Annotated in this window: 21 protein-coding genes and 1 other RNA gene; 10 read left to right on the forward strand and 12 right to left on the reverse strand. The window is 61.4% G+C overall.

Features of this window, described 5'->3' with window-relative positions:
- Positions 1 to 98: 98 nt before the first annotated feature.
- Positions 99 to 329, reverse strand: coding sequence for a hypothetical protein (locus AC1XDK_RS21980; RefSeq protein WP_483352111.1), 231 nt, complete (start codon positions 327 to 329; stop codon positions 99 to 101).
- A gap of 133 nt (positions 330 to 462) precedes the next feature.
- Between AC1XDK_RS21980 and AC1XDK_RS21985 the strand changes: the two genes are divergently transcribed.
- The 3 genes from AC1XDK_RS21985 to AC1XDK_RS21995 all read left to right on the forward strand — a co-directional run bounded on the left by AC1XDK_RS21985 (position 463) and on the right by AC1XDK_RS21995 (position 4,596).
- On the forward strand, positions 463 to 657 hold the full coding sequence (locus AC1XDK_RS21985) for a hypothetical protein (RefSeq protein ID WP_483352112.1): 195 nt from the start codon (positions 463 to 465) through the stop codon (positions 655 to 657).
- A 152-nt stretch (positions 658 to 809) separates the two neighbouring features.
- Complete coding sequence (locus AC1XDK_RS21990) at positions 810 to 3,428, forward strand: valine--tRNA ligase (protein WP_483352113.1); 2,619 nt, start codon at positions 810 to 812, stop codon at positions 3,426 to 3,428.
- A gap of 70 nt (positions 3,429 to 3,498) precedes the next feature.
- Positions 3,499 to 4,596: an aminopeptidase gene (locus AC1XDK_RS21995; RefSeq protein ID WP_483352114.1), complete on the forward strand. Its 1,098-nt coding sequence runs from the start codon at positions 3,499 to 3,501 to the stop codon at positions 4,594 to 4,596.
- Positions 4,597 to 4,854: 258 nt separating this feature from the next.
- Here AC1XDK_RS21995 and AC1XDK_RS22000 read toward each other — a convergent pair whose 3' ends face one another.
- On the reverse strand, positions 4,855 to 5,895 hold the full coding sequence (locus AC1XDK_RS22000) for a matrixin family metalloprotease (RefSeq protein ID WP_483352115.1): 1,041 nt from the start codon (positions 5,893 to 5,895) through the stop codon (positions 4,855 to 4,857).
- Positions 5,896 to 6,296: 401 nt separating this feature from the next.
- An RNA gene (gene rnpB / locus AC1XDK_RS22005) (RNase P RNA component) lies at positions 6,297 to 6,745 on the reverse strand.
- A 116-nt stretch (positions 6,746 to 6,861) separates the two neighbouring features.
- Here rnpB and AC1XDK_RS22010 point away from each other — a divergent pair.
- Entirely contained in the window at positions 6,862 to 7,464 is a 603-nt protein-coding gene (locus tag AC1XDK_RS22010) for a TIGR00296 family protein (protein WP_483352116.1), read from the forward strand.
- Position 7,465: 1 nt separating this feature from the next.
- On the opposite strand, the gene AC1XDK_RS22015 is transcribed toward AC1XDK_RS22010, so the two are convergent.
- Together AC1XDK_RS22015 and AC1XDK_RS22020 are read right to left on the reverse strand one after the other, a co-directional pair.
- A complete protein-coding gene (locus AC1XDK_RS22015; RefSeq protein ID WP_483352117.1) occupies positions 7,466 to 8,605 on the reverse strand; it encodes a nicotinate phosphoribosyltransferase in 1,140 nt (379 codons plus the stop codon).
- 138 nt (positions 8,606 to 8,743) lie between these two features.
- Complete coding sequence (locus AC1XDK_RS22020) at positions 8,744 to 10,252, reverse strand: Hvo_1808 family surface protein (protein WP_483352118.1); 1,509 nt, start codon at positions 10,250 to 10,252, stop codon at positions 8,744 to 8,746.
- A 115-nt stretch (positions 10,253 to 10,367) separates the two neighbouring features.
- On the opposite strand from AC1XDK_RS22020, the gene AC1XDK_RS22025 reads away from it, so the two are divergent.
- On the forward strand, positions 10,368 to 10,940 hold the full coding sequence (locus tag AC1XDK_RS22025; RefSeq protein WP_483352119.1) for a cysteine hydrolase family protein: 573 nt from the start codon (positions 10,368 to 10,370) through the stop codon (positions 10,938 to 10,940).
- Complete coding sequence (locus AC1XDK_RS22030; protein WP_483352120.1) at positions 10,940 to 11,392, forward strand: DUF4385 domain-containing protein; 453 nt, start codon at positions 10,940 to 10,942, stop codon at positions 11,390 to 11,392. Before AC1XDK_RS22025 ends, AC1XDK_RS22030 begins: the two co-directional genes overlap by 1 nt.
- Before the next feature lie 13 nt (positions 11,393 to 11,405).
- Here AC1XDK_RS22030 and AC1XDK_RS22035 read toward each other — a convergent pair whose 3' ends face one another.
- Entirely contained in the window at positions 11,406 to 12,326 is a 921-nt protein-coding gene (locus AC1XDK_RS22035; RefSeq protein ID WP_483352121.1) for a DUF8155 domain-containing protein, read from the reverse strand.
- A gap of 52 nt (positions 12,327 to 12,378) precedes the next feature.
- On the opposite strand from AC1XDK_RS22035, the gene AC1XDK_RS22040 reads away from it, so the two are divergent.
- The 4 genes from AC1XDK_RS22040 (at position 12,379) to AC1XDK_RS22055 (ending at position 15,813) form a co-directional block, all read left to right on the forward strand.
- A complete protein-coding gene (locus AC1XDK_RS22040) occupies positions 12,379 to 13,068 on the forward strand; it encodes a lipoyl protein ligase domain-containing protein (RefSeq protein ID WP_483352122.1) in 690 nt (229 codons plus the stop codon).
- 27 nt (positions 13,069 to 13,095) lie between these two features.
- Positions 13,096 to 14,367, forward strand: a complete 1,272-nt coding sequence (locus tag AC1XDK_RS22045) for a dihydroorotase (RefSeq protein ID WP_483352123.1) — start codon at positions 13,096 to 13,098, stop codon at positions 14,365 to 14,367.
- Between the two features lie 36 nt (positions 14,368 to 14,403).
- Positions 14,404 to 15,114 carry a nucleotidyltransferase family protein gene (locus tag AC1XDK_RS22050; RefSeq protein ID WP_483352124.1) on the forward strand — a complete coding sequence of 237 codons (711 nt, stop codon included), beginning with the start codon at positions 14,404 to 14,406 and terminating at the stop codon, positions 15,112 to 15,114.
- A gap of 69 nt (positions 15,115 to 15,183) precedes the next feature.
- A complete protein-coding gene (locus AC1XDK_RS22055) occupies positions 15,184 to 15,813 on the forward strand; it encodes a dienelactone hydrolase family protein (RefSeq protein WP_483352125.1) in 630 nt (209 codons plus the stop codon).
- Between the two features lie 37 nt (positions 15,814 to 15,850).
- Here AC1XDK_RS22055 and AC1XDK_RS22060 read toward each other — a convergent pair whose 3' ends face one another.
- The 6 genes from AC1XDK_RS22060 to AC1XDK_RS22085 all read right to left on the reverse strand — a co-directional run bounded on the left by AC1XDK_RS22060 (position 15,851) and on the right by AC1XDK_RS22085 (position 23,061).
- Positions 15,851 to 16,069, reverse strand: coding sequence for a DUF6199 family natural product biosynthesis protein (locus tag AC1XDK_RS22060; RefSeq protein ID WP_483352126.1), 219 nt, complete (start codon positions 16,067 to 16,069; stop codon positions 15,851 to 15,853).
- Between the two features lie 39 nt (positions 16,070 to 16,108).
- A complete protein-coding gene (locus AC1XDK_RS22065) occupies positions 16,109 to 16,465 on the reverse strand; it encodes a DUF7268 family protein (protein WP_483352127.1) in 357 nt (118 codons plus the stop codon).
- On the reverse strand, positions 16,465 to 17,391 hold the full coding sequence (locus tag AC1XDK_RS22070; protein ID WP_483352128.1) for an ABC transporter permease: 927 nt from the start codon (positions 17,389 to 17,391) through the stop codon (positions 16,465 to 16,467). Before AC1XDK_RS22070 ends, AC1XDK_RS22065 begins: the two co-directional genes overlap by 1 nt.
- Positions 17,388 to 18,401, reverse strand: coding sequence for an ABC transporter permease (locus AC1XDK_RS22075; protein ID WP_483352129.1), 1,014 nt, complete (start codon positions 18,399 to 18,401; stop codon positions 17,388 to 17,390). The genes AC1XDK_RS22070 and AC1XDK_RS22075 overlap by 4 nt, the downstream gene beginning before the upstream one ends.
- Before the next feature lie 51 nt (positions 18,402 to 18,452).
- Entirely contained in the window at positions 18,453 to 20,168 is a 1,716-nt protein-coding gene (locus AC1XDK_RS22080; RefSeq protein ID WP_483352130.1) for an ABC transporter substrate-binding protein, read from the reverse strand.
- Positions 20,169 to 20,541: 373 nt separating this feature from the next.
- Positions 20,542 to 23,061, reverse strand: a complete 2,520-nt coding sequence (locus AC1XDK_RS22085; RefSeq protein ID WP_483352131.1) for an ABC transporter ATP-binding protein — start codon at positions 23,059 to 23,061, stop codon at positions 20,542 to 20,544.
- Positions 23,062 to 23,203: the final 142 nt, after the last annotated feature.

The raw sequence follows: 23,203 nt of genomic DNA on the forward strand, positions 1-23,203 counted from the left end.
AAACAGGAACGCTTCAAAACACGGAGGCGTCGGTGAAATAGCGGATTCGGTCGTACACATCGAATCGGCGAACGATGGATGGCAGGGGACCCACCCCGTCACACAGCCTTCGAATCGGTCGAGACGAGAGCGAAATCGGCGTCGAGAAGACCGACCATATCGATAGAACCGTCGGGGTAAACACCGAGCGTATTGGCGTTCGCGACCGTATTCCGTTTCGAATCGGAGTGCGCGGCAACGGTCGGCCTGATAGCCAACCCGCCGATGACACCGATGAGAAGGAGGACCAGAAGGAGGACGATAACCCTCTTACGTGTTTCCGGATTCATATTTCTAGTGCATAAAATGAAATTCTACGTTTATAGAATTTTTTCCTAATCAATATGAATGTACAATGAGGCAGAGAGTATTATTTTCATTGTTGGACCAAACAAATAACAGTACGGAAGGTGAATAAGGGGTATGGATGAGGATAGAATCGTCTTGCGATTGAACCTCGTTATCGCCCTCCTCTGTGTGTTAGTCGTTCTCATTTCGATACCGTATTTCCTGTTCGTGTTCAACCACTTCCCGAACTTCCTGTACGCGGTCATCACCGCGCTTGCGACGATGGGAGGACTCGTCCTCCTCCGGACGTATCGGACCGTTCGAAGTTGATTCAGACGGGAAATGGACGGGAACCTTTATCAGCGCCCACACTCAGAGTCACAAGTATGAGCGCGATGGTGTCGGTAGTACGTCTCTAGCGCAGGCGGCGAGCCGATAGTGTTTCTCACCGATTCACCATTCAGCGACAGCAATTTGCAGCCATGACTGACGTTCCAAGCGACTACGAACCAGAGCGTATCGAGCGAAAGTGGCGGGAAGAGTGGCAAGGCTCCGACGTGTACACTCCCGACGGTGACTTGGAGTACGTCATCGACACGCCGCCGCCGTACCCCACTGGCAACCTCCATATCGGGCACGGACTCCAGTGGAGTTACATCGACTTCGCGGCGCGCTATCACCGCCTCAAGGGCGAGGAGGTCCTCTTCCCGCAGGGATGGGACTGCCACGGGCTTCCGACGGAAGTGAAAGTCGAGGAGAACCACGACATCCACCGGACGGAAGTCTCCCGCGAGGAGTTCCGCCGCCTCTGTATCGAGCACACCGAAGAGCAGATAGACTCGATGAAGGAGACGATGAACGAGTTGGGATTCTCCATCGACTGGAACGCCGAGTTCCGCACGATGGACCCCGAATACTGGGGGAAGACCCAGCGCTCGTTCGTGGAGATGGAAGACTCCGTCTACCGTGACGAACACCCCGTCAACTGGTGTCCGCGCTGTGAGACGGCCATCGCGGACGCGGAAGTCGAGAACGAGGACCGGACGGGGACGCTCTACTACGTCACGTTCGAGGGTGTGGACAACGACGGTATAGAAATCGCCACGACCCGTCCCGAACTCCTCGCGGCGTGTGTCGGGATGGCCGTCGACCCCGAGGACGAACGCTACGCCGACCGAATCGGCGAGACGTTCGAAGTCCCGCTGTTCGGACAGGAAATCGAACTCGTCGGCGACGACGACGTCGACGGCGACTTCGGAACCGGCGCGGTGATGATCTGTACGTTCGGGGACAAACAGGACGTGGACTGGTGGGCCAGACACGAACTCGACCTTCGTCCAGTGTTCACCGAGGACGGCCACCTGAACGAACTCGCGGGTGAGTTCGAGGGCCTGACCATCGACGAGGCGAAGACGGAAGTCGCCGACGCCCTCGCCGAGGAGGGGTACCTGAACGATTCGGAACCCACCGAGCAGTCCGTCGGCACCTGCTGGCGGTGTGACACGCCCATCGAAATCCTCTCGAAGGAACAGTGGTTCGTCGAGGTCGATTCGGACGAAATCGTCGAGAAGGCGAAGGAAGTCGAGTGGATTCCCGAACACATGTACTCCCGCCTCGAAGAGTGGGCGGACGGCATGAGTTGGGACTGGGTTATCTCCCGCCAGCGCGTGTTCGCCACGCCGATTCCCGCGTGGGAATGCGAAGAGTGTGGCCACTGGCACATCGCCGACATCGACGAACTCCCGGTCGACCCGACTGAAACCGACCCCGCAATCGGCGACTGTCCCGAGTGCGGTGCGGACGCGTGGACGGGCGAAACCGACGTGATGGACACGTGGATGGATTCGTCCATCACGCCGCTTCACATCAGCGGATGGCCCGAGGACCTCGACTTGGACGAGTTCGAACCGGTGTCGCTCCGCCCGCAGGGGCACGACATCATCCGAACGTGGGCGTTCTACACGCTCCTCCGCATCGGTGAACTCACCGGCGAGCGTCCGTGGGACGAAATCCTCATCAACGGCATGGTGTTCGGCCCGGACGGCAACAAGATGAGCAAGTCCCGCGGCAACGTCGTCACGCCGACGGACGCCGTCGACGAGTACGGTGCCGACTCGGTTCGACAGGCGTTGGTCCTCGGCGGCCAACCCGGAAGCGACGTCCAGTTCCAGCCGAAGGAAGCCACGTCGGCCTCGCGGTTCCTCACCAAAATCTGGAACATCCTCCAGTTCTCGACGAACCACTTCGACGAGAACACGCCGAACGTCAGCGACCCGGCCTACCGCGACGCGGACCGTTGGATTCTGTCCCGGCTTTCACACACCGCGGAAAGCGTGGCCGACGACATGGAGCAGTATCGCTACGACCGGGCGCTTCGAACGCTCCGTGAGTTCGTCTGGGAGGACCTCGCGGACGACTACCTCGAACTGGTGAAGGGCCGCCTCTACGAGGGACGGCCGGGCGAACGTAACGCCGCCCGCCACGCGCTGTACACGTGTGTCTCGTCCGTCGCTCGAATGCTGTCGCCCTTCTCGCCATTCTTCGCCGAGGAGGTCTACAGCTACCTCCCCGGAACCGAGGAGAGCGTCAATCTGGCCTCGTGGCCGGACGTCGAGATGCACGACGAGGAGGCCGAACTCGCGGGAGAAATCATCGCGGAAGTCGCGAGCGAAGTCAGGGCGTGGAAGTCCGACGAAGGGATAGCCCTCAACGGCGAACTCGGCCGCATCGAACTGTACGCCGACGCCGAGCGCCATCCCGACACCTACGACCTGAGCGAAGCGGTGAACGGCCCGGTCTACCTCGAAGAGGGACGACCGAACGTCGAACTCGCGCCGGTCGGCGTCGACCCCGACCACTCGTCCATCGGACCGAAGTTCCGCGACAAGGCAGGGGCGGTCGTCGGGGCGCTCGAATCGACGGACCCCGCCGAACTCAAGGCGCAGTTGGACACCCACGGCGAAATCACGCTGGACGCCGCGGGCGAGGAAGTCACCCTCGACGGCGACTGGGTCGAAATCGAAGAGGAGTACCGCGCCGAAGGCGGCGAGGAAGTCGAAGTGCTCGAAACGGAACACGCGACGGTCCTCGTCTTCCCGTAGAGAGCGGTCGAAGACGGCCCTCGCGTCGCAAACCACGAGGACTTTTCTACCAGTCTCCAACTGTCGTGGTATGGACGACAGAGTTCACGAACACGCCGAAGTACTGGTCGATTGGAGCGCACGGGTCGAAGAAGGCGACGACGTCGTCGTCATGGTCGACGAGGGGACACACGACCTCGCCGTCGCCGTCGGCGAGAAGTTGGGCGAACGAAACGCGAACCTACTGACCCTGTACAGGTCCGACGAAATCATGCGTGCGTACCTCCGGGCACACGACGGTGACTTCGATGAAAACCCGGAACCCGAATTGTCGATGTACGAGCGCGCTGACGTGGTACTCGTTCTCAGGGGGAGTCGAAACACGATGGGGAAAGCCGACGTGCCGGGGGAGACGAAGCAGGCGTACGAAAAAGCGCGGGCGCTCATTCGAGAGACCCGGCTCGGGACGAACTGGATTTCGACGCTGCATCCGACCCGCGCCCACGCACAGCAAGCGGGGATGGCCTACGAGGAGTATCAGGACTTCGTGTACAGCGCCGTCCTCCGCGATTGGGAGTCGCTGGCCGAGGAGATGGCGAAAATGAAGACGCTGTTAGACGAGGGGAACGAGGTCAGAATCGTCAAGGAGGACACCGACCTCACGATGTCCATCGAGGACCGAACCGCGGTCAACAGCTGTGCGTCGGTGACCTACGACTCGCACAACCTCCCCAGCGGCGAGGTGTTCACGGCACCGCACGCGACCGAGGGCGAGGTGTTCTTCGACGTGCCGATGACACACCAAGGAAGTCGCATCCAAAACGTCCACCTTACGTTCGAGGACGGGAAAGTCGTGGACTTCAGCGCCGAAACCGGCGAAGACGTGCTATCCGAGATTCTCGACACGGACGAGGGTGCGCGCAGACTCGGCGAACTCGGCATCGGGATGAACCGCGGCATCGACCGCTTCACCGACAGCGTCCTGTTCGACGAGAAGATGGGAGATACGGTCCACCTCGCGGTCGGACGCGCCTACGACGCCTGCCTTCCCGAGGGTGAGACGGGCAACGACAGCGCCGTCCACATCGACATGATAACCGACATGAGCGAGGAGTCACGGATGGAAATCGACGGCGACGTCGTCCAACGAAACGGCACTTTCCGGTGGGAAGACGGGTTCGAGGGGTAGTCTTCGAGCGATAGTACCGCGAGAGAGTGGAGTCCTCGTGAGTCGGGCGGGACCTGCGGTCCCGCTGGAAGCCGGCGCGGAGCGCTGGCGACAACGCGAACGAGGGTGGGGAAGACACGGGTTGTCTTCCCGTGCGAGCGGGATTTTTGGTCCAGATTTTTGCGAGGAGTGGTCGGCAAAGCCGAACCGACGAGTAAAAAGGTGGAACGTGCACTTTCCGGTGGGAAGACGGGTTCGAGGGGTAGTTTTCAAACGGGTCTACGTCCACCACTCGCTTCGTCGCTCGCGCGCGGAAGCGTGTTGGAACGGAGGTGCGAGTTCCGGCTCTTCGAGTCCGAATCCGTAGCCCAACCAGTAGCCGACGTACCAACCGACGGCGGCCGTATCGACGCCCGAAATCGAAATCGTCAACCGGTCGTACTCCTCCAGCGCGCCGTCTTGGTCCGGGTCGGTTCCGCGGACGCCGCCGCAGGAACCGGTCGTTCCCGGACTGCATGGGAGACTGTCGGGGAAGCGAACCAGGATGTCCGCGGCGGAGCGGTCGTCAGTGAACGTAAACGAGACGTTCGAGGGGACGGTTCCGGCCGCACCGTCGGCGTAGTAATCGAGCGCGTGGCGGACCTGCCGTTTCACGGCCGGTCGGTCCGCCGTCCGGCCGAGATAGACAGTGAACGACGCGTCGGCCCACGGCAGGTCGCGGTCCGTCGCGTCCGTCACGGGTTGGGAGGCGAGTGCGGCCTCGGCGGCCATGATGGACTGCGGTGCGGAACTGTGGTTCAACCCGAGCGTGTGTCCGAGTTCGTGTTTCAGGATGAGGACGGTCGACTCGTCCGAGAACGAATCGTCCACGTCGATTTGCATCGGCGGTGAAATCTGTGCCGCATCGGTGATGTACGGCGCGCACCCGACGGCGTGGTTCACGCGGGGACAGCTCTCGACGGAATCGACGAAGTTGATGACGAGGTCCGGGTTCTCGGCGTTCGGGGCGAAATCGTACTGAATCGAGTAGCCCGCGTACTGCTCGCTGTTGCGTTCCCAGTAGTCCAGTGCCTGCCGAACGTCCGCGCTGTAGTCGCGCGAACCGTCCACACTGTCGTTGATGGCGACCGTCACCGGACCGCCCCACGGGTTCGAGAGGTCCGCGACCGTTCCCATCCCCGATCCTGTCACGGTTTCCGTTCCCGTCTCTCCCGTGGTAGGGCCATCCGTCACCGTGTGTGTCGTCACGCGGCCGAACTGCGTACCGGCACAGCCCGACAGGACGAGACAGACGATGAGCAAGCACGCGCGCCACTTCATTGGTATCGTTTCGTTCGTCGTACTATCAAACCTTCCGCCTTCGGAAACGACGGCCGAAACGGGCGACTCGAACTGAAGATTCTTATACAGCACCTAATAGTGGATTTTTCTGGTCGGTTCGAGAGCGGTAATGACGGATTGAACGGCGATGTCAGACGTTCCCATTCGTTCCAGCAGACGTTTCGAACCGACATTTGACGGTTCTGAACCGTTCAATTCGTTATTTTTCCGTTGAATCAGGAAACTGTGCATAACCATCGTTCTTACTTATTGGGGAAGCTACCGTTGCCCGAACTGGGCAGCATGACGTACATCAAAGCAAGCGCCGCCTTGGCGGTCGTGGCAATAGAAATACTCGCTGGGGTCGCATTACTGGCAGTCGCGTTCGGAATATGAATGACGGCTGAGGGGAGTAAGCCCCCTTCTGTTCGGCCCAGTATTCGGCTTAGCGTCCGAACCATCTCCGGATGTGGTCCGGAGGCGTGTCGGAGGTTCCGACACGTGACCGGGCTACCAATATGGCACGGACTTGCACCGGCAAGGATTCACCGTTCCACCCATTCTTCGCGGTCGACGTGCTGACAGCGTCAGCACGCGTTGCGCGGTGACAGTACGTCACCGCGCTTCCCTCGGTGGGTTAACTCCCTTCCCTCTCGGGTCGGTTCGCACACCTCATCGGTCGCGCGAAGTGGTCTCGTTTCTGTTCCAGAGCCAGTGGTCTCCCACTCCGGACTTGCGTCCGGTTGCCTGCCCGGTTGGTGGGGGGACTTTCCTCACGTAGGTACCGTAATCGGTACCGTCCGCACGCGACGATTGTCGCGCGCACCGCGGAAACCGGGCTCCCTCTGCCGAAGAAAACTAGCCATTGCACGCGTTTAAGCCGTTCGATACGGATAGTCACGTCCGCTTAAAGCCAGCCAGGATGAAGGGAAGCGTTGAAGATGTTACTGTGCATAAGATATCTGTATGTCTGAGGCACAGGCAGTAACCCTCACCTATGAGGATGGCACGCGAGCGGTCGAACTCGCACGCGAGGCAGTCAATTCTTACGTTATCAACGGACAACGAGAACAGCCGGGAAGCATGCGCGAGGCGTTCTACGCGCGCACCGGCGTCTTCGTCCGGCTCGAATCCACCCGTGGCCGCGGAAGCCTACGCGGGTGCGCAGGTGCCTACGACACGAGCGAACAGTTAGGGCACGCAATCGTGGATTCGGCCATCGCGGCCGCGAGCGAGGATTCCTGTGGGTCGGAAATCGAACCCGCCGAGTTGTCCAACCTCAACATCTCCGTCTTCATCGTCGAGGACACGATGGTGAGCAACGACCCGGCTAACGACATTCGACTTGGTCGACACGGAGTCGCCGTCGAGGGTCACGGAAGCCGAGCGTGGATGTATCCGACACTCCCCGTCGAACACAACTGGAGCACGTTCGAGTACCTCGACCGAACGTGTCGAAAGGCCGGACTTCCCCACGGCGCGTGGGAGGACGACGACGTGATGGTAACGCTCGTCGATGGTCCCGTCTTCCGGGAGCGAGAACCGGAAGGTAGCATCGAGCGGATATAACTCAGAATTCGACTGCCGTCGCGTCTTCAGTAGCCCGACGAGCAGCGGCGTCGATATCGAACTCCCGCACCAGTTCGCCGTCACGAATCAACGGCTGGAGCAGCGGCTCGCCCGCTGCCTCGTGGCGCGCGAGACCGACGTGATGGCCGCCCTCGTCGGTCCGATACACTTGTTTTCGGCCGGAGAGTTTGCCGCGTTTCGAAATCGGTTCGCCATCGGCTTCCACGATGTCGAGCGCGAAATCGACCGGTTCGGCGTTGCTGATGTGGCTTCCGACGCCGAACCCGTCCACGATGTCGGAGAGATGACGGAGTTCGTCCGGTCCGAGGCCGCCGCTCGCGAAGATGTCCACGTCCTCGAAGCCGTGGGAATCGAGTTCCCAGCGGAGTTCCCGAAGGATGTGTTCGAAGTCACCGCGCCGCGACCCGGTGGTGTCGATACGGACGCTGTCCAAATCGTCACCGAGCGTGTTCGCCGCGCGGAGTACCTCGTCTTTCTCGTCGGAGAAGGTGTCACAGAGCGCGACCCGTGGCACCTCCTCGCCGACCGCCGCGTCGAACGCTTGCCACGCCTCCTCCTGATTGCCCGCGCCGAAACAGAGCAACAGGGCGTGGGGCATGGTTCCACCGGGTTCCCGTCCGAGCACCTCGCCCGCGGCGACGTGTGAAAAGCCGTCGAGCCCCGCGATGAGGGCCGAGCGTTCGACGACGGCGGCAATCGACGGGTGGACGTGGCGCGCGCCGAAACTCAGGACGACGGAGTCGGGGGCCGCGAGTCGCGCATCGAGCGCGCTCGTCGCCATCCCGGACGCGTGGGAGAGAAAGCCCAACAGCGATGTTTCGTATCGCGCGAAATCGAGATAGCTCCCTTCGATGGACATGACCGGACCGCCGTCGAACAGTCGTCCCTCGGCCATCGCGTCCACGTCTATCGGGAGTCCTTCGAGGAGACGTGCGGCGTCTTTCACGCCGGAGAGAAGTTCGAACTCGCCGGTCGGGAACTGGTCCGCCGTCACTTCGGCGACGACGTGGGGATTCTTCCCGGCGGCTTCGAGCGTCGTTTCGGTGCGAAGGAAGTAGGCGTCCGTCGCGGTTCCGTCTCGAATCGACTCCTCGGGAACCACGTCGAATCGGTCGCTCACGCGAACCACCTGTCTTGCATATCCGGGGTATTCCCGGCGAGAGAGAAAAAGAACCGGATTCGTCGGTGTCGAGAGGCGGAAAAACGTGAGAGTTACGACATGGGAGTAGGGTGAAAGGGAAAAGCAGGTGCGTATGGATTACGACGCGGCGGAACCGTGAACGTCGGAGAGGTCCGAAACCGTCGGTGCGTTCACGATGGTGACGGTGTTACCGTTTTGGCGAACCGAGAAGGCGTCGCCGAATCCGGTGCTGTCCGGCACCGTCCACGTGTTCTCCTTGCCGTCGACCGATTTTGCGTTGTGATAGTTGAGCAGTTTCTCGTAGGCGTCCACGAACTCCGTGGCGTCCTTCTTCGAGTCCCACTTCGTCTTGAAGACGTAACCGGTCTCGTTTTTCGGCCCGTCGTCGTTCGTGTACACGACGATTCTGTCGCCGTCCCACCCGTTCGTGGGTTTGCTTTGGTAGTTGAGCGGGTCGACCTTCCGGAGGTTACCCTCCGAGTTCCGGTTGAAGAAATCGTTTGCAGGGATTATCTGCGTACTCCCCTGACTCTCGTAGTAGGGATACATGAACATAGCAAAGAGACCGGCTTCGCCGACTTCGCCGTAGTTCGGTCGTCCCTCGGGTTGTAGCCGCGTCCAGCCGTTACTCGTCGAATCCTGTACCGAAACCGTCGCCGGTTCGTCGTTGGGGTACTTGTTCGGGTGGATTATCTGTTCGGTGCTGGCGGGCGGGTTCGAGTAAACGTCGTTGACGCCCTCCCAATCGGACTGCTTGCGAACGTGGCGGACGAAGGCCGGACCGTCGCTGTAGGGCTGATATTTGATGAGATACGGTCCGATGTTGGCGAGTCCGTCGCCGCCGTCGCCGCTTCCCGTGGTGTCGGAGAGACACGTTCCCTTCCACGCGTTCCGACACCGGTTGCTGTAGATGGCTTCGATGTTGTTCGCCTCGCCTTCAAGGAGGCCATCGATGGCGTTGTGTCGCTCGCGGGTGGACTGGTTGAACGACGTGAGGTCGAAGTGTTGGTCCTGTAGCGCGTGCATGAGTTCGTGTGCGAGCGTACTCTCGCTCACGTGCAGGTTCTCGTTGTTGTTCGAGACCAGCACGATGGACCCCTTCGACGGACTGTAGAACCCGCCGATGGACGTCCCGGAGTTCGTGTTCTGCACGCCGATGGAGTCGGTCGATTCGCCGATCATGAACAGCGACTCGTACTTCGCGTTGTCGAACAGCCGTCGGTTCGCCGAGACGTTGTTGCTATTCTGGTCCTTCTGGAACTGCTTCCGGGAGACGATTTTGACCGGAACGCTCTTTTTGAACTCCAACTGCCGAATCCGCTCGTCGCGGGCCATCGAGCGGTTGACGATGGCACCGATTTCGGACTTGTTCAGCCCGTCACTCTGGTCTATCGACAGGGTTTCGTTGTACCAATAACCGTTCTCCCAGCCGAGAACGTCTGATTTTGGGTCCGCGGGATGGATGGCCTCGTTCGTGTCCGGCCCGGACACCTCGGTACCGGGGTTCTCCGTCGTTTGCGTCACGTTTGGGCCGCTCGTGGTCGTACTCGTCTTCGTTCCCGGGGCTTGCGAACAGCCGGCGAGGACGAGCATGAGGGCGAGGGCAACTACGGTAATCGTTCGCATTCTCGTGGCTGCAAGCTAGGACCCTGATGTAAAAAAGGTCTTGAAAAGGAATCGGAATGAAGGGCGCTTCCGAACGGACGAAACCGTTTCGTGAAAACCGACCGTATCCCCGAGTATGAACCTCGATTCCGACTCGACGGCCGTCGTCGTCGTCGATATGCAAAACGGGTTCTGTCACCCCGACGGAAGCCTGTACGCACCGGCCAGCGAAACCGTCATCGACCCGATTCGGGACCTCCTCGGGCGCGCCCGGGCGGCCGACGCGTCAGTCGTCTTCACCCGCGACGTGCACACGCCGGAGCAGTTCGAAGGCAACCACTACTACGACGAGTTCGAGCGCTGGGGCGAACATGTCGTGGAAGGGTCGTGGGAGGCAGATATCGTGGACGATTTCGACGTCCGCGAGGAGGACCACGTCGTCACGAAGTACACCTACGACGCCTTCTATCAGACCGGCCTCGAAGGGTATCTGAACGCCCACGGGATTCACAACCTGCTCCTCTGTGGAACGCTGGCGAACGTCTGTGTCCTCCACACCGCCGGAAGCGCCGGACTGCGCGACTTCAGACCGGTCATCGTTGAAGACGCCGTCGGCTACATCGAGGAGGACCACCGCGACTACGCCGTCGAACACGCGGCGTGGCTGTTCGGCGAGGGCGTCGAACTGGACGACGTCGAGTTCGAGTGATGGCCGACGACCCCGAAGACGACGTGAACTACCGCGAGCATCCCGAGAAGTACGTCGAAAAGTACGAAATCGACGGAAGTGAGAAGGGTGTGTTCAAAGTCGAACCGTACAAATCCGAACTGTTGCCACACTGGTCGTACGCGGACGGCGAGTCGGCCCGAGAATCCGCGAAAAAGCTGTTTGAAAAGTACGAAACGTACCGCGAAGAGGGGGACTTCGTGGGGATGGATATGGCGCGAAAGTACTGCCAGATGGGGTTCACGCGGGCGATGCGCTACGCGAAGTATCCCGGCGGGAAGAAGTACGACGACGGCGAGGAACGCGAACCGCGACGGTGGGCCGACCCGAAAAAACGGGAGGCTGCGAAGGTTTTTAAACGAGAATGGGACCAGATTCGCGACGATGAGCGATACCAGAGACTGAAAGACGAGCATCGAAATCGCGCGGAGTAAGCCAAAACGGAGTTCAGCGAACGCTCACCGAAATCGAGTCGTCGACCGAAAAGTCGTGGGTCGGACAGACGAGTTTCGCGCCGAACTGCTCCAGCGACACGAAGAGCGAGAGGCCGGTAATCGGTTCCCCGTTCGCACGGATTTCCACGTCGTCCCACGTAACGGTGCGGCCGTCCGCCCGCCCGATACGCGTGCCGAGGAGTGAAACGGGAGCGGATTCACCATCTCGCGGAGAGACCGCCCGCGAATCCGGGATGCGGAGCGCCCCATCGTCTCGCGGCGGTGCCGCCCGCGAATCCGCCGTACGGAATACGCCACCTCCCTCGTAATGCGGCAGTCCGCCATCGACCACCACGCGGGTTCCGTCCTCACCGACCACGGCCTCGATTCCCGCGAACCGCTCGCCGGGAGCGGGATGGGTCGGCGAATCGAGAACCACGAACGTCTCGCCCGTCTCGACGACGCGACCCGTGCCGTCCCACGCGAGGGGTTCGGTTTCGACTGGAACGTCGAACGGAAGCGACCCCGAGGCGCGGACGGGGTTCGTTCCGCGTTCCCGGAAACCGAGGTGGATGTGGTTTGCGACCCACGGCGCGAAGAAGCCGGAGCGAATCAGTTCACCCAACGAATCGCCGACCGAGACCGTATCTCCCGGTTCCACGGACGGTGCGACGTGCAACATCCGGGCGAGGTAGTCGCCGGTATCGACCACGATGAGGTGGTCGTGAGCGACGGCGTACGGTTTCGACGGGGCCGTCACCGCCCGGGTTTCGACCACCTCTCCGGCGACGGGACTCGGCGCGAGCGGCGTCCGTGGCTCCCCGCTGTCGGGATAGAGGTCGATGGCACTGCCGTCGTCGTGGGCGACGTACGGCGAGTTGTAGACCGAAAAGCGAGGATAGCGTGACAACACTTCCGGGGAAAGCCCGACCATGGGATGAGTTTCGACCGGGAGCGTTTACATACATCGGGTCCAATGGAACGCTATGCGCGTGCTTCGTGGTCGGGCGGAAACTCGGGACGAGGACCGACAGGTCACCGCCGCGATGCTCACGGAAACGGCGGACACGGGTGAACCGGCGGTTCGTGTCTGGGCGCCACATCGGCAGATAGCGTTCGGACGGCGGGACGCCCGCGCCGAGAAGTACAACGTGGCGAAATCCATCGCGCGAGCGTGTGATTTCGAACCGCTCGAGCGGAGCGTCGGCGGTCGTGCCGTCGCGTACACAGGGAGCACGATGACGTTCGCCAAAACGGTTCCACTCTCCGACATGCGAACCGGAATGGAGGAACGCTACGCCGAAACGACCGAGGCGCTTCAACGTGCGTTCTGGCGATTCGGCGTTCCGGCCCAGCGCGGTGAACCCGAAGGGTCGTTCTGTCCGGGCGATTATTCGCTCCAATGGAAGGGAAAAGTCGCCGGAATCGCACAGCGGGTTCGAACCGGTGCGGCGCTCGTCTCCGGCGTCGTCATCGTGGAGGACCACGAAGTTATATCGGGGGTTCTCGACCCAATCTACGCCGCTCTCGACGTGCCGTTCAATCCGAACTCCGTGGGGAGTATCGCGAAAGTGAACGGCGACAGCGACCCGAGGCTGGTCGCCGAAACCATCGAAGGAATGTTGGTCGGCGACGCGGACGTGACGGTCGAACACGTCCGCGACCGGGAGATTTAGGACAATTCCCGGAACACTGCCGAGTATATGCTTATCATTCGGAACGCGACGCTTCCAGACGGAAGCAAGCGCGACGTTCGTATCGAAACCGACGCGGGACGAATTTCCGCTATCGGCTCTTCGCTGACGGAGTCCGGCGAGGTCATCGACGCGACGGGAAAACTGCTGTTGCCCGGTGCAATCGACGCGCACGTTCACTTCCGTCAGCCCGGATTTTCGCACAAGGAGACGTGGGAGACGGGAAGCAAAAGCGCCGCCGCGGGCGGCGTGACGACTGTCGTCGACCAACCCAACACGAATCCACCGACTATCGACGCTGCGTCGTTCGACGTCAAAGCCGAACTCGCCACGGAATCGTACGTGGATTACGGCATCAACGGCGGCGTCACACCTGACTGGGACCCCGACGAACTGTTCGAAGAGCCGATTCTCGCGCTCGGAGAGGTGTTTTTAGCCGACTCGACCGGAGAGATGGGAATCGAAGCGGACCTGTTCCGGTCGGCGGTCGAACGCGCTACGGACGAATATCTCGTCGTGACGGTACACGCGGAGAACGCCGACCTGTTCGATTCGGACGCGAAGTCGCGTGACGACGCGGACGCATGGAGCGCCTACCGCACGGCGGAAGCCGAAGCGGACGCCGTCGAACGGGCCTGTGAAATCGGTACCGAACTCGACGCACAATTGCACATCGCACACACCAGCACGCCGGAAGGAATCGACGCGGCGGCCGAGGTGGGTGCGACCTGCGAAGTGACGCCCCATCACCTGCTCCTCTCGCGTGACGACCTCGACGAACTCGGAACGTACGGTCGCATGAACCCGCCGCTTCGGAGCGAGGAGCGCCGAGAGGAAGTCTTCGCCCGCGTCGCTGACGGGACGGTCGACATGATCGCAACCGACCACGCACCCCACACCAGCGAGGAGAAGGACGCGAGTATCTGGGACGCGCCGAGCGGAGTTCCGGGCGTCGAAACGATGCTTCCCCTCCTGTTGGAGGAAGCCCGTAAGGACACCCTCAGCTACGAGCGCGTCGCCGAACTCACCGCTTACAACCCCGCGAAGGTGTTCGGCCTGCCGCGGAAGGGGCGCATCGAGGAGGGCAGGATGGCGGACCTCGTTCTGGTAGACCCCGACGCGACCCGCGAGATTCGCGCGGACGACCTCCACACGAACTGCGATTGGACGCCGTTCGAGGGCTGGACGGGCGTGTTCCCGGAGATGACGATGGTGCGCGGAAGCGTCGTCTTCGAAGACGGCGAATTCGGTGAGAACGTCGGGGAAAACGTTCGCGCGTAGGCCAAGAAATATCAACCAGTGTGAAGAAACGGAAGTATGCAAGCAGTCCTCCTCGCCGCCGGAAAGGGAACCCGACTGCGACCGTTGACCGACGAGAAACCGAAAGCGTTGGTCGAAGTCGCCGAGAAACCGATTCTCACGCACTGTTTCGAAACAGCGGTCGAACTCGGCGCGGAGGAGTTCGTCGTCGTGGTCGGCTACCAGGGTGAGAAGATTCGGGAACGGTACGGCGAGTCGTTTTCCGACGTGCCGATTACGTACGTTCGGCAGGAGCAGCAGTTGGGAATGGCCCACGCGCTTCTGCAGGCCGAACCGTACGTCGACGGCGATTTCATATGCGTGGACGGCGACTGCGTGATTCGGTGCGACCTCGAACCGTTAGTCGAGCGCCAGCGGGAGGACGGAGTGGACGCGGTGCAGCACGTCGAGCGGGTTTCGACCGACGAGGCGCGCGTCAAGGCCATCTGCGACGTGACCGACGAAGGGGAGCTTCTGGGAATCGAAAAGGAACCCGAGGACCCACCGGAACCGAGTCTCATCGCGGCGGGGTTCGCCGTCTACAGTCCGGCGATGTTCGACGCGTGTGCGGAGACGGAGCTATCGGTACGCGGCGAGTACGAACTCGCGGAGTCGATTCGACGGTTCGTCGCTGACAACAGAATGTTCGTGATGAGAGCGGACGGGTGGTCCATCAACGTCAATACGCCGGGAGAGCGGGAGACGGCCGAACGACGGCTTCGGCAGTGAGCGGTGGGGTGGAGGAGGTGCATCAGAGCCATCACGATTAGGCATTGCGATGTCGATAGGTGACGTGATATGCCGGGGGAAAACGCGGTCGAGATACCGGTCGATTCGGTTCGACTGGAGGGAAACTTGCACCTCCCGACCGACGGGGATGGCATCGTCCTGTTCGCGCACGGGAGCGGGAGCAGTCGGAAGAGTCCACGAAACAATTTCGTCGCCGAGCGACTCCGTGAATTCGGCCTCGGAACGCTCCTATTCGACTTGCTCACGGAGGCTGAGGACGAGGTGTACGCGAACCGCTTCGATATCGGACTGTTGACCGACCGTCTCGTCGCGGTAACGGAGTGGGCGGAACATCGCGCGGAAACCGAAGCGTACCGCCTCGGCTACTTCGGGTCGAGTACCGGGGCCGCCGCTGCACTTCGCGGCGCGGCACGTCGCCCGGAAATCGGCGCAACCGTCTCGCGCGGCGGGCGTGTGGATCTCGCTACGGACGTCTTGGACGACGTGACGGCCCCGACGTTGTTCATCGTCGGCGGTCTGGACACCGACGTACTCGAACTGAACCGCGAGGGCTACGACCGCTTGTCCTGTGAGAAACGCCTCGAAGTCGTGGAAGGCGCGGGACACCTGTTCGAAGAGGCGGGGACGCTGGAATCGGTTGCGACGCTCGCGGGAGAGTGGCTCTCATCACGACTCTGATGCACGCCGTGCCGGTTGCTTCGCGGGACGGTTCGTGTCAGGGAAGGAAAAACGGGACGAGCGCGAGCAGCAAGCCGAGGAGAACACAGAGCAACCCATAGGTCTGATATCGAGCGACTCCGAATCCGCTGAGTTCGCCGGGCGAGGCGACGGCAACCGACTGTCTTATTTCGAACATTTCTCGTGGCTTAGCTGTCACGATGATGCCGATACCGGCGAATATGACGCCCAGAAGTAGCGATTCGAGCACGACCATAACAGCCACAAGAATGATATATGGTAAAACATTTGCGGCTCAGTATGCCGCACGTAAGACGAGCGTCATCACGGTCACCCCGAGCATGGCACCGGCACCTAAACTGCCGATGACCGTCATGGCCTCACGGGAGTCAGCCTCGGTCCATCCCGTGTTCGTGTCGAGATATTCCTGTGCGTTTTCCACCGCGCTCCCCGCGAACACCGACCCCGACCACCCGAGAACGGCGAATCCCAACGCCAGTGCGGCGACGGCGAAGGTCTTTCGGCTAGCGAAAGAAACCGTCTCGCCCGCGGCGACCACGAGCGCAATTCCGATGCCACCGAGGAAGAACCCGATGGCACCGAACCGGGAGACGAGGAGAACGCGGGGACGCAGATAGCCGATGAAATCCATCAGTCCACGGCTTCCCGCATCCGTGGGTCGAGTGCGTCACGCATCCCGTCGCCGAGGAGGTTGAATCCCAACACCGTCACGGCGAGGAACAGGCCGGGGAAGAACGACCACCACCACGCGCTCGGGACGCTGAACAGGCCGTGTTTGACGCCATTCGAGAGCATGAGCCCCCACGAGGGCGTTCCGGGGTCGGCACCGAACCCGAGGAACGACAGCGCCGCGAGGTCAAGGATGGCGAGCCCGAAGTTGAGCGTGCTCTGCACCGTAATCGGCGCGAGGCAGTTCGGGAGGACGTGTCGTGCCAACACGCGCGGGTTCTTCGCGCCCAACGCCACCGTCGCGTCGATGTACTCGTCTTCGAGGACCTTGAGCGCCGCCCCGCGCACGACGCGGGCGAATCGCGGCGTGTAGACGAGGGTCAGCGCGGCGACTGCACGCCACAATCCCCATTTATCGGGAAACACCGCGACCAGTGCGAGCGACAGCAGCAGGGACGGGAACGCCAGCAGGATGTCCATCGTTCGCATGATGACGTTGTCCGTCAGGTCGCTGTAGTACGCCGCGACGACGCCGAGTCCGACCCCGAGAACCGTCGAGGCGACGACCGTCACCGTTCCGAACAGCATGGCGTACCACGCGCCGTAGAGGACGCGGGGGAAGATGTCCTGTGCTTGCAGGTTGGTCCCGAAGGGATAGGTTCCGTTCGGAGCATGGAGACTCGGTTGGATACCGATTTGTGACTGTTTGATAGCCGAGAGGTCGATGGACACTCTCGCGTACACCGCCACCACGACCATGAAGAGGATGATGGTGAGGCCGGTGACTGCGAGCCGATTCGACAGGAGTTCGGAGAGGAACGGCGAGGCTCGCAGGCGTTCGAAGAACCCGCGAGAGACCGTTTCGCTGTTTTCTGTTTGCGTGCTCATTGTTGAATCCTCGGGTCGAGATAGGAATAGGTGATGTCGACGAACAGGTTGACGAGGGTGAACAGGAGCGCGAACATCAACACGGTGCCCTGTACCACCGGGAAGTCACCGACTTCGATGGCTTTCACCAACATGGTTCCGATACCGGGAATACCGAAGACGGTTTCCGTCAGCACCGCGCCGCCGAGCAGGGTGCCGAACTGGATGCCGATGACCGTCACGACCGGAATCAGCGCGTTGCGGAAGCCGTGTTTCAACATCGTGATTTTGGTTCCCTGCCCCTTCGCGCGGGCGGTGCGGATGTAATCCTGCCGCACGACTTCGAGCATGGACGACCGCATCATCCGCGAGATGAGCGCCATCGAGTAAATCCCGATGACGAGGGAGGGCAGTATCAGGTGCATGGCCGCCGACTTGAACGCCGCGAAGTTCCCGTTCAGCAGCGTATCGACCGTGATGAGGCCGGTTACGAGGTTGATGCTGTACTCCGAGGCGATACGGCCGCTCGGCGGGAAGACGTGCAGTATCTGGGCGAAGAGGAGGATGAGAAGCGGACCGCTCCAGTAAATCGGGATGCTGATACCGGTCAGCGCGCCGATTCGGGTGAGGTGGTCCGTCGCGGAATCCTGTTTGATGGCCGAAATCACGCCGAGCGGGATGCCGAACAGGATGCCGAACAGTTGTCCGTACAGCGCCATCTCGACGGTGACGGGGAGCCTGTGCAGGAGGATGTTCGTGACCGAGACGCCCTTTCGAATCTGATAGGACTGTCCGAGGTCGAGATGCACCGTATCCCAGAGGAACTGTCCGTACTGGACCCAAATCGGGCGGTCCAACCCCATTTCGTGGCGGACCTGACGGACGAACGCTTCCGAAGCCCGTTGACCTGCGACCGCGCGTGCGGGGTCGCCCGGCGAAAGTTGGAGAATGGCGAAAACGAACGTCGCCACCCCGAGCAGCACGGGAATAAGTAGCAACAGACGTTTGATAACGAACCGCTTGGATATCATCTACTTCAATCTCAAACAGCGGGGGGTCAAAAAAGACTCGTTACCGTGGTCTCAGTTGAGTTTGACTAGACGCAGGTACGGACCGCTGATGGGTGCGAGTTTGAATCCGCTGACGCTGTTGTGGACGCCGCGGAGGTCCTTCGCGTGGTCCATGAACACCCACGGCGCTTCGTCGTGAGCGATTTTTCCGGCCTGTTTGTACTTCTTCTTCCGCGCCGCGTTGTCGTAGGTCACTTGCGCGTCCTCGACGAGCTTCATGAAGTCCGTGTTCGCCCATCCGGCGACGTTGAGCGTGTTGAAGTTCTCGGAGTCGAAGCTGACCCAGTCCTGCCCGTCCGGCACCTCGTCGATGGAGACGCCGGGGTGGAGCAGCGCGTAGTGGAAGTTGTCCGGGTCGGCGTTGTCCGTCATCCATCCGAGGAAACACGCGTCGTGCTTCCCGGTTTCCGTGTAGTTGAGGAACGGGTCGAACGCCTGCTGGTTGATGGTCACGTCGATGCCTACCTGGTTCAGGTTGGACTTGACGGTCTGGGCCGCCTGAATCGGACTCGGGTTGTACGTCCGCGGGTTCTTGAACGTCGCCAATTCGAACGAGAAGCCGTCGCCGTAGCCCGCTTCCTTCAGCAGTTTCTTCGCCTTCTCCGGGTTGTACTCGTACGGACTGAGGCTGTCGTTGTACCCCATCACGCTGCTCGGAATCGGCTGATTCGCCTGCTTCGCGATGCCCTTGAAGATGGTGTCGACGATGGCCTTCGTGTTGATGGCGTGGCTGATGGCCTGACGGACCTTCTTCTTCCGGAAGGCCTCGACTTTCGCCATGTTGAACGCCATGTAACCGATGTTGATACCCGCGTCGGAGACGAGTTCAGCGTTGCCCGACTTCTCGACCTGCTGTGAGGACTGTGCGCCGAGGCCGTCGATGATGTCGGCGTCGCCCGAATCGAGCGTCTGGGCGCGGGACGTGTTGCTCCCGACGACGGTGAACACGACTTCGTCCACGTGGGGACCGTCTCCCCAGTAGTCCGCGTTCTTTTCGAGGCGGATGCGGTTGTTGCTCGTATCCCAGTTCTTGAGTTTGAAGGGACCGGTACCGACGGGGTCGGATTTGAGCTTTTTGCCCTTCGCCTCGATGGCCTTCTTCGAGTGAACTGCGGAGACGAACATCGCGAGGTTCGGGAGGATGGGCGCGTACTTCTTCTCCAGGTTGATCTTCAGTTTGTGGTCGCTCGCCGCTTCCACGTTTTTGACGACGCCGAGCGTGTACGGCCCGTACGAGGAGGCGTACTTCTTGCCGGGGTAGTACTCGTAGCTCTCGTCGACGAACCGGCGATAGGTGGCCACGAAGTCGTCCGCGGTGAAATCCTCGCCGTTGTGGAACGTCACGTTCTTGCGGAGGTCGAGCGTGACCGTCTTGCCGTCCACGTTCCAGTTCGTCGCGAGCCCTTCCGTGAGGGAGGTCTTGCCGGGTTTGAACGCGATGAGGGTGTCGTACAGTTGGTTCGTGACCTTCGCGACTTCGCCGCTCGTCGAGTTCTGGAAGTCGAGGGACCCCGAACTGCTGCCGCGGGCGTAGGTGAGCGTGTTGCCCGAACTACCGCTTCCATCACCGCTACCGTCGCCGCTACCGTCACCGCTTCCATCACCGGAGCTGGTGGTTTCGTCGTCCGTACTGCCGCCGATACAACCCGCGAGTGTCGCTGCCGCGGCCGCGCCGCCAGCAGCTTTGAGGAAACTACGTCTGTCAGTCAATCTGTCGCGTGACGCCATACGCCACTGTGGTCATATGTTCTATATAAACATACCGGAGCTTTAGTATTCAATGAACGAATGAAAAAATGAAAATAGTAACGCGCATTAGCCGTCAGTCGTCCAAAACATCCGCCGGTCGATACGGAATCATCCGACAGTCGCTGATTTTTCAACGATTCTACATGTGGAACGGATTCGGAGACGAGTTCGACCACGTATCTCTCGGCGTTTTTTCCACCCTTTTGAGCCCCTTCGCATGTCGGTCGTCAGGGGTCCGTTGAGCCTCCCAAACGAGTGTCTCGAACGTCCGCTATTCGGCGAAACGCCGCAGACCGACGAGAAAGAGTATCGAATCCGAGAACTATCAGGAAGGAGACCGGCAGCCGTGCTACTACGGTTGGTCGTAGAGGTGGCAGGCCGACGGATGCGTGGTGTCCTGAAGGGTCGGGCTCGTCCGTTCGCAGATGCTCGTGAAGTTGTCCGCGAGGAGCGATTCGGCCGATTCCCAGTCACCGTCCGAGAGGTGGTCGAACGAACGGGCGACGATTTCCCGCGGTTCGCCGGTCGGTTCCGTCTCGAACAGTCGGTCCCAGAGCGCGGCGTGGAACGAGTTCTTCGCTGGCTGTCGGCTTCCTTGAGTACTCGTCGAGACGCCGGAGTCCGCGTCCGCCGAGGGCCGGGCGTCCGTCGGTTTCTCACCGCCGTCCGTCGCGGCGCGTGGCGATTGTTCCCCATCTGTTGCCTGTTCGTGAACCGATTCGAGGTTGATTGCGCGCTTCTCGACGCGCTCGCGGTAGTTCATCACTTCACGGTACGCCTGCTGGTCGATGTCCATCCCCTCGGGCGGGATTATCTGCGGACACCGGGTGCGGAAGTGACACCCGGACGGCGGGTCGATGGGCGACGGCACGTCGCCTTTGAGGATGACCCGGTCGTCCGTATCCGCCCGCGGGTCGGGTTCGGGAATCGCGGAGAGCAGGGCTTGGGTGTAGGGGTGTTTCGGGTCGTCGAAGAGTTCGTCCGTGTCCGCGACTTCCACGATTTCGCCGAGATACATCACCGCGATGCGGTCGGAGATGTGCCGGACGACCGAGAGGTCGTGAGCGATGAACAGGAACGTCAGGCCGAACTCGTCTTGCAGGTCTTCGAGGAGGTTGATAATCTGGGCCTGCACGGATACGTCCAACGCCGACACCGGTTCATCGGCGACGATGAAGTCCGGGTCCACCGCGAGGGCGCGGGCGATGCCGACGCGCTGGCGCTGGCCGCCGGAAATTTCGTGTGGATACCGGTCGCGCTGGCTGGGGTCCAACCCGACGTTCTCCATCAGTTCGTTCACGCGTTCCGACCGGTTCTCCTTTGCGAGGCCGTGAATCTGGAGCGGTTCGGCGATTATCTGCCCGACGCTCATCCGCGGGTCGAGGCTGGACAGCGGGTCCTGGAAGATCATCTGCATGTCCTTTCTCGCCTCGCGCATCTCGTCGTCGTCCAATCCGCCGAGGTCCGTTCCGGCGAAGACGACGCGCCCGTCGGTCAGCGTTTCGAGGCGGAGGAGCGACCGACCGGCGGTCGATTTGCCACACCCGGACTCGCCGACCAATCCCACCGTCTCGCCCTCGTAGATGTCGAACGAGATACCGTCGACCGCTTTCACGCTGTCGTCGCCGTCCGAAAGCCACTTGTCGAGGAAGTCGTCCGCGCGCGAGTAATGTTTCTTCAAGCTGTCCACGGTGACGAGCCTGTCGCCGACGGCGTGTTCGCCCGTCGTCACGCTCTCCTGTTCCTCGACGTACTCCGCACCGTCGAACGATTCGAGGACGCATTTCGCGCGATGGTCGACCCCGTCCGGGCCGTGTTGCAGGTTTGGAATCTCACCCTGCGTACACTCGGGTTGTGCCCACGGACATCGGTCGGCGAAGTGGCATCCCTCGGGCATGTCGATGAGGTCGGGGACGTTTCCGTCGATGGGAGTCAGACGCTCCTTGTCCTCGCGCGGAATGGATTCGAGGAGGGCGTAGGTGTAGGGGTGGCTCGGGTTGTGGAAGATTTCGTCCACCGGTCCGACCTCCACCAAGTCGCCCGCGTACATCACCGCGACGCGGTCGCACGTCTCGGCGACGACGCCGAGGTCGTGAGTGATCATGAAGACCGACATACCTAACTCGTCCTGCAGGTCGTTGATGAGGTCGAGGATTTGGGCCTGAATCGTCACGTCGAGCGCCGTCGTCGGTTCATCCGCGATGAGCAGTTTCGGCGTACACGCGAGCGCGATGGCGATGAGGACGCGCTGGCGCATCCCGCCCGAGAACTCGTGGGGGTACTCCTCGACGCGGGATTCGGGTTCGGGAATCCCGACCTCTTCGAGGATGTCGATGGTGTCCTCGAGGAGTTCGCCGTCGATGTCGTCCCCGCCGATTTTCGGGGCGATTTCGTGCACCGCGTTCCACCAGCTATCCTTCCGCTTGCCGCCGTACTGGTGCAGTTGCAGGCTCTCCGCGACCTGTTCGCCTACGGTCAGCGCGGGGTTGAGCGAGGTCATGGGGTCCTGAAATATCATCCCCATTTCGCTGCCGCGGATGTCCCGCATGACGGATTCGGGCGCGGCCATGATGTCGATGTACCCCTCGTCGGGAAAGACGTACTCGCCGACGCCGTTCGGATACTTGTCGGCAAACTCGGTGGCGACCTCCTCGTGTTCGAAACGGACGTCGCCAGAGACGACTTCGCCCGGTTCGTCGATGAGTTGCATCGCCGAGAGCGCGGTGACGCTTTTCCCGGACCCGGATTCGCCCACGAGGCCGATGGTTTCGCCCTCGCGTATGTTCAGTTCGAAGTCGTCCACCGCCTCGACAGTCCCCCGTTCCGTGTGGAACTGCGTTTTCAGATTCGAGATGGACAGTAAATCGGTCACAATTACGCGGCAATGGTTGTCGCGTGAGGAAAAATGGTTCGGTTGGGTGTAGCATGCGACACGCGAACGAAAGGTATATTCCGGCTATCGGTTTGGAAACGTTATCGTCGGGAGGAGCGAGCGGGTGAAGTGGAAAATCGTC

The sequence above is a fragment of the Haladaptatus sp. HS23 genome, assembly GCF_056892285.1.

Coding starts and splice junctions, on each gene's coding strand:
- AC1XDK_RS21980 (WP_483352111.1), bottom strand. CDS start 329: ATGAATCCGGAAACACGTAAGAGGGTTATCGTCCTCCTTCTGGTCCTC.
- AC1XDK_RS22025 (WP_483352119.1), top strand. CDS start 10,368: ATGAACCTCGATTCCGACTCGACGGCCGTCGTCGTCGTCGATATGCAA.
- AC1XDK_RS22065 (WP_483352127.1), bottom strand. CDS start 16,465: ATGGATTTCATCGGCTATCTGCGTCCCCGCGTTCTCCTCGTCTCCCGG.
- AC1XDK_RS22010 (WP_483352116.1), top strand. CDS start 6,862: ATGTCTGAGGCACAGGCAGTAACCCTCACCTATGAGGATGGCACGCGA.
- AC1XDK_RS22045 (WP_483352123.1), top strand. CDS start 13,096: ATGCTTATCATTCGGAACGCGACGCTTCCAGACGGAAGCAAGCGCGAC.
- AC1XDK_RS22030 (WP_483352120.1), top strand. CDS start 10,940: ATGGCCGACGACCCCGAAGACGACGTGAACTACCGCGAGCATCCCGAG.
- AC1XDK_RS22035 (WP_483352121.1), bottom strand. CDS start 12,326: ATGGTCGGGCTTTCCCCGGAAGTGTTGTCACGCTATCCTCGCTTTTCG.
- AC1XDK_RS22070 (WP_483352128.1), bottom strand. CDS start 17,391: ATGAGCACGCAAACAGAAAACAGCGAAACGGTCTCTCGCGGGTTCTTC.
- AC1XDK_RS22020 (WP_483352118.1), bottom strand. CDS start 10,252: ATGCGAACGATTACCGTAGTTGCCCTCGCCCTCATGCTCGTCCTCGCC.
- AC1XDK_RS21985 (WP_483352112.1), top strand. CDS start 463: ATGGATGAGGATAGAATCGTCTTGCGATTGAACCTCGTTATCGCCCTC.
- AC1XDK_RS22000 (WP_483352115.1), bottom strand. CDS start 5,895: ATGAAGTGGCGCGCGTGCTTGCTCATCGTCTGTCTCGTCCTGTCGGGC.
- AC1XDK_RS22050 (WP_483352124.1), top strand. CDS start 14,404: ATGCAAGCAGTCCTCCTCGCCGCCGGAAAGGGAACCCGACTGCGACCG.
- AC1XDK_RS22040 (WP_483352122.1), top strand. CDS start 12,379: ATGCGCGTGCTTCGTGGTCGGGCGGAAACTCGGGACGAGGACCGACAG.
- AC1XDK_RS22060 (WP_483352126.1), bottom strand. CDS start 16,069: ATGGTCGTGCTCGAATCGCTACTTCTGGGCGTCATATTCGCCGGTATC.
- AC1XDK_RS21995 (WP_483352114.1), top strand. CDS start 3,499: ATGGACGACAGAGTTCACGAACACGCCGAAGTACTGGTCGATTGGAGC.
- AC1XDK_RS22075 (WP_483352129.1), bottom strand. CDS start 18,401: ATGATATCCAAGCGGTTCGTTATCAAACGTCTGTTGCTACTTATTCCC.
- AC1XDK_RS22055 (WP_483352125.1), top strand. CDS start 15,184: ATGCCGGGGGAAAACGCGGTCGAGATACCGGTCGATTCGGTTCGACTG.
- AC1XDK_RS21990 (WP_483352113.1), top strand. CDS start 810: ATGACTGACGTTCCAAGCGACTACGAACCAGAGCGTATCGAGCGAAAG.
- AC1XDK_RS22080 (WP_483352130.1), bottom strand. CDS start 20,168: ATGGCGTCACGCGACAGATTGACTGACAGACGTAGTTTCCTCAAAGCT.